Raw genomic sequence first — 10091 nt, 5'->3', positions numbered from 1 at the left:
TATGGATTGGGATAAATTAAAGATTTTTCATGCTGTTACCCAAGCAGGAAGTTTTACTAAAGCTGGGGAAGTATTAAATTTAAGTCAATCTGCAATAAGTAGACAAATTCAATCTTTAGAATACGAACTTAAATGCAGCCTTTTTCAAAGACATGCAAGAGGACTGTCTTTAACTGAAAATGGAGAAACTTTATATAAAACTGCGAACGAAGTTATTTCTAAAATTAAAGAAGTAGAAACTGATCTTGTTGAGAGAAAGGATAAACCATCTGGAAAATTAGTAGTTACCACAGTTGTTGGTTTTGGTGGAATTTGGCTTACTCCAAGAATAAAAGAATTTAGGGATAAGAATCCAGATATTGAAGTAGAGTTAATTGTTACAAATGATGAGTTAGACTTAAGCTTAAGAGAAGCTGACATAGCTATTTGGATGAGACCTCCAAAACAGCTTAATTATATTCAAAGAAAGTTAGTTGATATCAATTACCATATTTATGGTTCTTCAAAATATATAGCAAAAAAAGGGACACCTAAAACTGCAAAAGATTTAGATAAACATGATTTAATTACTTACGGGAAAGGCACACCTTCACCATTATCTGAAAAAGAATGGATTTTAAAATTAGGATCTAAACAAAAAAGAAAACCTGTAATGAAAGTTAATAATATTTATTCATTAATGTTAGCTGTTGATGCTGGAGCTGGTCTAGCAGCATTGCCTGATTATATGGTGGGTGATAATAAAGGTTTAGTTCGAGTTCTTCCTGAAACAAAGGGACCAAAATATGAAGCACATTTTGTCTACCCACAATCTTTAAAAAATGTTGCAAGAGTAAAAGCTTTTAGAGACTTTATATTTAATAAAGTTGCTGAATGGAATTTTTAAGCATTCAAAACTCTTTTTTTTAACCTCGGTTTTTTTTGTTTTTTTAATTTTGTTTGAAGGTCTTTTAGTAATCTATATCTAGTTTTAAGCTCTTTTTGTTTTGCTTTATAACTATGATTGAGGTTCTTTTTTTTTGATTTTAATATTAATTGATAGGAAAATAAAATAGCAAAGTAAATGATAAGTAAAATGATACTTATCTTTAAAAGTAAAGCCGTATTAAGCTCCTTTTTTTGTAAATGCTTGAATTTTTATGTTGGCACCATCTTCGATTGATATACTTTCGCCAACAACATCTCCTTCGAAGTTACACCCTTTATTAATTTTTACTCTCTTTGCTGATAAAGAACCTTTTATTTTTCCATTAACTTCAATTTCATCAGCATTAATGTCACCATTGATATCTGCAGTTTCTGATAAATTTACTTTATGTGCTGCGATGTTACCGTCGAATTTGCATCCAAGAATAATATCATCTTTTTCAGTTATTTTACCTTTTAATTCAACATCAGGTAAAAGAATTGAATTTGATGATGCCATTTAGACTTTTATATTTTAATTATCTTCTTCTTTAGCTGTACCGAAGAAACCGCCACCAGATTTTTTGTTCGTTTCTTCTTCATCTTTAACTAATTTAATTTTTGATTTTTGGAAATCTTCATCCGACATTTCAGCAATTGTTCCACTAATCTTTCCGCCTAAAGCAATTTCTAAATCTTTATATCTTATTTCTCCTTTTGCTACTCCTGAAGAAGAAACAGATAATGTACCAGCAACTTGTAAGTTACCATCATAATTACCTTCAATTTCAGCAGTCTCTACAGCTGTCTCTCCATCGACACCTCCACCATTTTTGACGCTTATTTTTCCAGCAGCAACTTTCCCAGTGTGTTTACCATTTACGATAACTTCATTTGGAGCATTAATTTCACCATTTACAGAAACACCAGAGCCGATATGAATATTACCTTCTTTGGTACCATCCATTGATGATGTTCTTGAAGTAGTAGACCTTGTAAAAGGGCTTCCTGTAGATTGATTATTATTTTCGTCGTCAAAAATTGCCATTTTTATAATTCCTTTTTGTTAATAAGATTTTATAAAACAACATATTAATAGAATCCAGTCAATTTATTATGTAAATTGATATTTTTTGTAATGATTTATCTTTTTACAGGTCTCATAATAGGTTTTTTTGTTGCATTACCAGTAGGAGCTGCCGCTTTATTGTGCATAAATCGATCAATTCAATATGGCTTAAAAGCAGGTGTATTTACTGGTTTGGGAGTTGCAACTGCAGATTTAGTTTACGGCTTTTTTGCAGTATTTGGGCTTTTTGCAATTTCAGGAGAGACATTAGAAAATCAACCAGTTTTAAGGCTAGCAGGAGCATTTTGCATTATGTTTATTGGTTTAAGAATGATGACCAAAGTTCCAAATACAAATTCTGATAACGCCCTTCATGAAACAGCTTTCAAGGATGCATTAACTGGCTTTTTAGTAACAATTAGCAATCCAATGACCATAATTGCCTTTGTGGCTGCTCTTTCTTACGTTAATTATTTAATGGAAGAAATCAGTTACTTTGGATCTTTGCTTATAATTACAGGTATTTTTTTTGGATCTTTTTTTTGGTGGTTAGCGCTTTCCTCTTTGTCAATAAAATTAAAGGATAAATTAACTTCAAATTTCTTAAGAAAAATTAATTTAATTTCTGGTTCATTAGTTTTTATTTTTGGAATATTACTTGTTTTAAGTATAAAGGGTTTTTAATGTTACAATATATTTTATCTTTTGTTATTTTAATCTCTGTTGTTGTATTTGTTCACGAATATGGACATTATTATTTTGCAAAGAAATATAAAGTTGGTGTCACTGATTTTTCTATAGGTTTTGGTAAAGAATTATTTGGTTTTAACGACAAAGATGGAACAAGATGGAAAATATGTGCAATTCCACTTGGTGGATATGTAAAGTTTTTCGGAGATAGTAATTCAGCCTCTCAACCTGTCAGTTTATCTAAGATTGATGATAAAGATCATTCAAAATTATTAACTACAAAGCCATTATATCAAAGGGCAATAATTGTTTCTGCCGGTCCAATAGCTAACTTTATATTGGCTATTTTTATTTTCTCATTAATATTTATGACTGTTGGAAAAGATATTACTGTTCCAATTATAACTGAAGTTCAACAAAATTCACCTGCTTCAAAAGCTGGATTAAAGAGTAATGATCAAATTACTTTTATTGATGAGAAAAAAATTGAAAGCATTAATGATGTTGCTTTATATATAACCACAAGTAAATCCGATAAAGTAAAGGTAGAGGTTTTAAGAAATCAAAGACCTTTATCTTTTATTATTGAACCTGAAAAAAAAATTACCAAGGACAATTTTGGTAATAATATTGAAAGAAAATTAATTGGAATAAAAATAGCTCCTCTTAAAGGTAAAATGGAAAGAGAAAAACTTGGTCCATCAAAAGCGATATTTTTATCTATTAAAGAAACCTATAATACAATTTCAATGACATTATCTTATTTAGGAAAAATGATTGTTGGAAAAGAAAGTGCCGATCAATTAGGAGGTCCTATTAAAATTGCACAAATTTCAGGAAAGGTTGCTGAACATGGATTGATACCTTTCTTATCGATCATGGCATATATATCAATCAGCTTAGGCTTAATTAATTTATTTCCAATACCCCTGTTAGATGGAGGTCATTTATTTTTTTATTTAATTGAATTTTTAAGAGGAAAACCGTTAAGTGAAAATGTTCAAATTTATTTTTATAAATTTGGAATGGCTGTTTTGTTTACTCTAATGTTTTTTGCAACTTTTAATGATCTTAAAAGTCTAGGATTGTTTTAAAAAGTCGTTTTTTACAAACTACTAGTTGAAATCTGTGGTTAAAAAGTCCCCCAAAATGATTTTTCGTTGATTTTATTGAGTTTTTGAAAGAATGTTAATTATTAACGATTCGAAAGGACCAAAATGAACAAAAAACAGCTTGTTGCTAAAATTTCTAGCACACTAAACTTAAGTAAAGCTGATGCCGAGAGAACATTTGATAGCATAACTAATATTATTTTAGATGCGCTTAAAGATGATGACGCGGTAAAAATTGCAGGTTTTGGTACTTACAAAGTAGCAAAAAGAAAAGCAAGACAAGGAAGAAACCCAAGAACTGGGGAAACTATCCAAATCTCAGCTTCTCAAAAAGTGAAGTTTTTACCTGCAAAAGCTTTAAAAGACATGTTCAATAAATAGTCTTTCAAAACAGCCTTATTTTTCAATAAAATAAGGCTGTTTTAAATCTTATTTTTTCACACAATTAAATAAATCACGTTTTTATTGATTGAATTATTGATCAATAAAAATAAAGTTAGCTTAATTAATTATATAGGAGTCGATATGTTTTCAAAAAAATTAGCAGATAAATTAGATGAATATCATCTATTAAAACATCCATTTTACCAAGCATGGAATGAAGGAAAATTAAATAGAGAAATTATAAAAGATTATGCTGAGCAGTATTATCAGCACGTAAAAGCTTTCCCAAGATATATCAGTGCAACACATTCTTTATGTGAAGATATTTCAAAAAGAAAAGTGCTTTTGGAAAATTTACAAGAAGAAGAAGACAGAGACAATGATCACCCTAAACTTTGGAAACAGTTTGCAATGGCGTTGGGAGCTGATGACAAGGAAATTGAAACTAAAGATCAAGATAGTTTCACAAAAGATATGATCGATAATTTTTTCAAACAAGCAAGATCTAGTTATGCCGAAGGACTTGGTTCTTTTTATACCTATGAAAGACAAGTTCCAGAAGTTGCCGATGTAAAGATTACTGGATTAAAACAACACTATGGTGTCGATACCAAAGAAGGACTGCAGTTCTTTGAAGTTCATAAAGATGCAGATGTAATCCATAGAGCTGAATGCGAAAAACTTTTAGACGAACTTACTCCTGAAGAACAAGCAAAAGCAGAAAAAGCAGCACTAACGACTGCTAAATTTATGTGGAACTTTTTATCTGGGGTAGCTTTAAAGCACAAATTACCTTTGGAGTGTGCAGCCTAAATAATTAATTCTTAAAAGCGCAGCCATAAAACGGCTGCGCTAAAAATCTAAATGTCTAAGCCAACAACAAAGCCTAATAGTCCATATTTTTCTTCAGGTCCTTGTAAAAAAAGACCTGGTTGGAATACATCTAAGTTTGACTTGGAAACATTGGGCAGATCACATAGAGCAAAACCTGCAAAAGAAAAATTATTACAAGTTATTGAACAGTCAAAAAAAATTTTAGATTTACCAGTTGATTATAAAGTTGGAATATTAGCTGGCTCTGACACTGGAGCTGTTGAGGCTGCAATGTGGAATTTACTTGGACCAAATGGCGCTGAAGTTTTAGCTTGGGAAAGTTTTGGATTGGACTGGGCAAAAACAATTACTGACCAATTAAAAATTGAAGGAAGCAATGTTCACAAAGTTGAATATGGTAAATTACCAGATTTATCAAAAGTAGATTTTAGTAAAGATGTTCTCTTTAATTGGAATGGAACAACCTCAGGAGTTAGAGTTCCTGATGCAAATTGGATACCAGATAATAGAAAGGGTTTAGTTTTATGTGATGCGACATCCGCTGTATTTGCCATGGAAATGAATTTTGCAAAGCTTGATGTTATCACATGGTCTTGGCAAAAAGTATTAGGTGGTGAAGGTGCCCATGGAATGATTGCATTATCTCCAAAAGCAATTGAGCGTTTAGAGACATATAAACCTAAATGGCCATTACCAAAAATATATAGATTAACATCAAAAGGAAAGTTGGCTGATGGAGTTTTTAAAGGAGCCACTATCAATACCCCATCAATGTTTTGTGTAGAGGATGCTCTTGATGCATTAGCTTGGGTTGAGTCTATAGGTGGAGCAAAAGGTGCAATTGATAGATCAACTAAAAATCTTGATGCAGTCAAATATTGGGTTGAACAAAGCGATTGGGCAGATTTTTTATGTGAGGATAAATCAAATTTATCTTCAACCAGCATTTGTCTGAAAGTTAAAGACAGTAACTTTTTAAAGTTAAGTGAAGAAGAACAATCTAATAAAATTAAGGAAATCAACAATCTTTTGGACAAAGAAAAAGTAGCATACGATATTAATTCATATCGAACAGCACCTCCTGGTTTTAGAATATGGGGTGGATCGACTGTGGAAACTTCCGATATTGAAAATTTATTACCTTGGTTAGATTGGGCTTATGCTGTAGTAAGCAGCTAAATGTATAAAGTTTTAATTGCAGATAAGCTTAGTGAAGAAGCGGTAAGCATCTTTAAAGAAAATGGAATTGAAGCAGTTGTAAAAACTGGTCTAGGCGAAGAAGAATTAATAAAAGAATTAGAAACTTGCGATGGTCTGGTTGTTAGATCCGCAACAAAGCCTAATAAAAATATTATTGAAAAATCCAAAAGACTTAAAGTGATTGGAAGAGCTGGTATTGGAGTTGATAATATTGATCTTGAGGCCGCTACTAATAATGGAAAAGTTGTAATGAATACTCCTTTTGGAAATTCTATAACAACAGCAGAACACGCAATTACATTAATTTTATCTACTGCAAGACAAATACCCTTTGCAGATAAAACTACTCATGAAGGTAAATGGGAAAAATCTTCAATCAAAGGAGTAGAGGTAACTGGAAAAACTCTAGGAGTGATAGGTTGCGGTAATATCGGTTCTATTGTTGCCAATAGAGCTTTAGGATTACATTTTAAAGTGATTGTTTTTGATCCGTTTTTACAAGACGAGCGAGCAAAGGATATGGGAGTTGAAAAAGTTGAATTAAATGATTTATTTAAAAGATCTGACTTCATAACTTTGCATACTCCTTTAACTGAGAAGACAAAAAATATTATAAATAAAGATTCATTTAAACTAATGAAAAAAGGTATTAGAATTGTAAATTGTGCAAGGGGTGGATTGATTGATGAAGAAGCTCTGAAAGAAAATCTGGAAAGTGGTCATGTCGCAAGTGCTGCATTAGATGTTTTTGTAAATGAGCCTCCAAAAGATAGTCCTTTACTTGGAACCAAAAATTTAATTATGACACCTCACCTGGGGGCATCCACAACTGAAGCACAAGAAAAAGTTGCGTTGCAAGTTGCAGAACAAATTTCAGATTATTTAAAAACTGGCGCCATTACAAATGCCGTGAATACTTTTTCATTAACAGCTAAAGAGTATAATTCTGTGCAGCCTTACTTAAAACTTTCTGAGCAATTGGGTGGATTTGCCGGTCAATTAACAGAGAATGCTATCAAAAGAATTGAAATAGAGTTTGAAGGTCAGGTATCACAAATAAATACTCAACCATTAATGCAAACTATGATTTGCGCACTGTTAAAATCAAATTTTGATGGTGTGAATGTTATTAATTCAATTTTAGTTGCAAAAAATAAATCTATTCAGATATCAGAGACTAAGCATGAAAAAGCGTGCGAATATCAGTCATGCGTAACTCTTACTATCGAGACAGATAAACAAACAAGATCAGTTTCGGGAACTTTATTTGGTGGTAATCCAAGAATAGTAAATATTAAAGGTATCAAAATTGAAGCTGAACTTGCTAAACATAATCTTTATATTAGCAACGAAGATAAACCGGGTTTAATAAGTAATTTATCTAAAATATTATCAGATAATAATATTAATATCGCAACATTTAATCTTGGAAGAAAAGATAGTGGCGGAGAAGCCATTGCCCTTATATCTACAGACAATCCGATAGAAGAAAAAGTCTTAGATAGTATAAAAAAATTACCATTAGTTATTCAAGCAAAAACACTCACTTTTAATGAATAATAAATTTTTATCATTAGTTGCAAATGAAAAATTTGTAGCTGATGAATTAATAAATTTTTGTAAAGAAAATTTTTCTTTTAAAATATTAAGCACCAGAACACTTTCAAACCATGCATTAGAGATTGAAATAGAGAATTTTGATATAAATAAAATTCAAGATTTAAATAAAACCTTTAATCAGAAACAAATTGATTTTTGTGTTAGGGATCAAAATTTTCAAGATTTTAAAGTTTTACTTTGTGATATGGATGCAACCATGATTGCAAATGAAACATTAGACGATTTAGTAAAAATTACTGGCTCAGATTTTAATGTTGATGAGACAAGTAAGTTAGCAATGGAAGGTAAAATTGATCTTAGAACTACACTAAAAAACAGAGTGGAAATATTAAAAGGTCAGCCAAAAAGTTTAATAGATGAAGTGTTAAAAGGTATTAAATTTAATCCTGGTGGCAAAACTCTAGTGAGTACACTCAATAATTTAGGTTTTGAAAGTAATCTAATAACTGGTGGCTTTAAACCAATCTCAACATATGTTGGAGAAAAACTAGGTTTTAAAAATGTTATTAGCAACGAGTTTAACTTTGATGAAAAAGATTGTTTTACAGGTGATTATATTCCAATAACGGGTGAAAAAAATTCAAAATACAAATACATGGAAACAATCTCTTCAGATAAAAATATTTCGTTTCAAGAAATGGTTTCAGTTGGAGATGGGTCAAATGACTTGCAAATGCTGAAACATTCTGGTTTAGGTATTGGTTATCATGCTCACCAGATCATAAAAGACAATATAAATCATCAAATTAAATTCACAGATTTAAAATCAGTTTTATTTTACCTTGGAATACAAGAAAGTCAGTTTATTGATTAATTAATTGTTTTAATAAAATCCAAAACAGCTTTGACGTGATCTTTTACTTTAACATTGTTCCAAATTTTTATTACCTTTTGATTTTTTCCAATAAGAACGGTTGTTCTTTTTATGCCCATAAATTTTTTTCCATACATTGATTTTTCACCCCAGGCACCAAGTTCTTTTATAAGTTTTATATTTTCATCAGAAAGTAATTCAAATGGAAATTTAAACTTTGATTTAAATTTTAAATGACTTTCAATACTATCTTTTGAAACTCCGATAATTTCAGTATTTAATTTTTTAAATTTTTTATAATCTTTTGCAAATTCAATAGACTCAGTGGTACAACCTGGTGTATTATCTTTTGGATAAACATAAATAATTAAATTTTGTTTTAAATCTTTTTTTAAGTGGAAAATCTTCCCATTTGTTAACGGTAATTTAAAGTCTTTTAATAATTTATTTTCTTTAATCATTATTTTTTTCCCACTCTTCTATCCAATTAAAACTTGGAGGAATTCCATATCTAGAATTTATATTTGCGCAATGCATTGCAAGTGAGGGAATTGGTGAAAGGCAGTAGTTTTTTTTGTAAATTTCATACAAGGTTTGTTCCCATGGATCTTCCCATTCTTTTGTCATTTGTAACAATTCATTAATGTATTTTTTTATTAATTTAGTAGATGTCATAAACGTAACTAAACTTTCATCAACTTTTCTCCAATGATTTTCAAACCCAGAAAATATTTCTGTTAGACTATTTTTTTCATACAGATAAGGATAGTCAGCAGGTAATAAGATTATTTCATTTTTTAATAAAGTGCTAAATTTTTCATAACTTTTAATCATTTCAAGTAAACAATTTTCTCTCAAAATGTAATCATCTTCTAGGAAAAATACTAAATCTGAATTGCTTTTTTCAGCTATATTTATTGACTCATGGAAATTAGCCATATTAGATATTTTTGCATTAGAATAACCGCCGCTGCCAGTGATACTACTCTTATGCTTTTCTACATTTATTTTTATTAAATTACTTCTGCATTCAATATTTTCAAGTTTTTGTTTCATATTATTGATATCTTCATCACTTGAGTTTGTGTCAGTAATTAAAATTTCTATATATAAATTTGGTGATTTTTTTTTTAAAAAATTAATATTTTTTTTTAAAGAATTTAATGTTCTGAAAGTGTATTCTTTTTTTTCCTTACCAAAGACCCTGTCTTTTTTTTGGTCCATTAAAAGTTCAGATGTGCATGTTCTTAATATAATTAAAATACTATTAACTTTTTTTTCAATCTTTAATTCTCCAAAAGGAATGGAAATGCTCTTGTTCTTTATATTCAAGCCTTCAGTTAAATATTTATTATTTGAAAAAAAAGTGAAATTATATTGATCAATTAATTCAAGCTCAAACATTCTTGCCAATTTAGCAAGTCTTTTTTTTAAAAAATTGTAAATTTTTTTTTTCATTGGT

The 10091-nt window shown here is 29.9% G+C and carries 12 protein-coding genes; 8 read left to right on the top strand and 4 right to left on the bottom strand.

Going from position 1 to position 10091, the window contains the following annotated elements; genetic code table 11:
• Position 1: 1 nt before the first annotated feature.
• The gene (locus ACTTAQ_RS02135; RefSeq protein ID WP_440695142.1) at positions 2–886 is read left to right on the top strand and encodes a LysR family transcriptional regulator; all 885 of its coding nucleotides are present in this window, start codon (positions 2–4) and stop codon (positions 884–886) included.
• A gap of 219 nt (positions 887–1105) precedes the next feature.
• On the opposite strand, the gene ACTTAQ_RS02130 is transcribed toward ACTTAQ_RS02135, so the two are convergent.
• Positions 1106–1426 carry a bactofilin family protein gene (locus ACTTAQ_RS02130; protein WP_440695140.1) on the bottom strand — a complete coding sequence of 107 codons (321 nt, stop codon included), beginning with the start codon at positions 1424–1426 and terminating at the stop codon, positions 1106–1108.
• Positions 1427–1441: 15 nt separating this feature from the next.
• Positions 1442–1954 carry a bactofilin family protein gene (locus ACTTAQ_RS02125; RefSeq protein ID WP_009359985.1) on the bottom strand — a complete coding sequence of 171 codons (513 nt, stop codon included), beginning with the start codon at positions 1952–1954 and terminating at the stop codon, positions 1442–1444.
• A gap of 90 nt (positions 1955–2044) precedes the next feature.
• On the opposite strand from ACTTAQ_RS02125, the gene ACTTAQ_RS02120 reads away from it, so the two are divergent.
• The 7 genes from ACTTAQ_RS02120 (at position 2045) to serB (ending at position 8629) form a co-directional block, all read left to right on the top strand.
• Positions 2045–2659 carry a LysE family translocator gene (locus tag ACTTAQ_RS02120; protein WP_440695137.1) on the top strand — a complete coding sequence of 205 codons (615 nt, stop codon included), beginning with the start codon at positions 2045–2047 and terminating at the stop codon, positions 2657–2659.
• Positions 2659–3759, top strand: coding sequence for an RIP metalloprotease RseP (gene rseP / locus ACTTAQ_RS02115; RefSeq protein WP_440679818.1), 1101 nt, complete (start codon positions 2659–2661; stop codon positions 3757–3759). Before ACTTAQ_RS02120 ends, rseP begins: the two co-directional genes overlap by 1 nt.
• 123 nt (positions 3760–3882) lie before the next feature.
• The gene (locus ACTTAQ_RS02110) at positions 3883–4158 is read left to right on the top strand and encodes an HU family DNA-binding protein (RefSeq protein ID WP_009359988.1); all 276 of its coding nucleotides are present in this window, start codon (positions 3883–3885) and stop codon (positions 4156–4158) included.
• A gap of 144 nt (positions 4159–4302) precedes the next feature.
• Positions 4303–4974 carry a CADD family putative folate metabolism protein gene (locus tag ACTTAQ_RS02105; protein ID WP_440679820.1) on the top strand — a complete coding sequence of 224 codons (672 nt, stop codon included), beginning with the start codon at positions 4303–4305 and terminating at the stop codon, positions 4972–4974.
• 51 nt (positions 4975–5025) lie between these two features.
• Positions 5026–6174 (top strand): phosphoserine transaminase, encoded by a 1149-nt coding sequence (locus ACTTAQ_RS02100; RefSeq protein WP_440695135.1) that lies wholly within the window; start codon positions 5026–5028, stop codon positions 6172–6174.
• A complete protein-coding gene (serA, locus tag ACTTAQ_RS02095) occupies positions 6175–7755 on the top strand; it encodes a phosphoglycerate dehydrogenase (RefSeq protein WP_440695133.1) in 1581 nt (526 codons plus the stop codon). It begins immediately after the preceding gene.
• Positions 7748–8629 (top strand): phosphoserine phosphatase SerB, encoded by an 882-nt coding sequence (serB, locus tag ACTTAQ_RS02090; RefSeq protein WP_440695131.1) that lies wholly within the window; start codon positions 7748–7750, stop codon positions 8627–8629. The genes serA and serB overlap by 8 nt, the downstream gene beginning before the upstream one ends.
• Here the strand turns inward: serB and ACTTAQ_RS02085 are convergent.
• Positions 8626–9090 (bottom strand): peroxiredoxin, encoded by a 465-nt coding sequence (locus tag ACTTAQ_RS02085; protein WP_440695130.1) that lies wholly within the window; start codon positions 9088–9090, stop codon positions 8626–8628. The two genes, serB and ACTTAQ_RS02085, sit on opposite strands and share 4 nt — an antisense overlap.
• Entirely contained in the window at positions 9083–10087 is a 1005-nt protein-coding gene (locus ACTTAQ_RS02080) for a glycosyltransferase family 2 protein (protein ID WP_440695129.1), read from the bottom strand. The genes ACTTAQ_RS02085 and ACTTAQ_RS02080 overlap by 8 nt, the downstream gene beginning before the upstream one ends.
• Positions 10088–10091: the final 4 nt, after the last annotated feature.

It is taken from the genome of Candidatus Pelagibacter sp. HIMB109, assembly GCF_052048155.1.
Classification (GTDB): Bacteria; Pseudomonadota; Alphaproteobacteria; order Pelagibacterales; family Pelagibacteraceae; genus HIMB114.
This window is presented reverse-complemented; position numbering and strand designations above follow the sequence as displayed.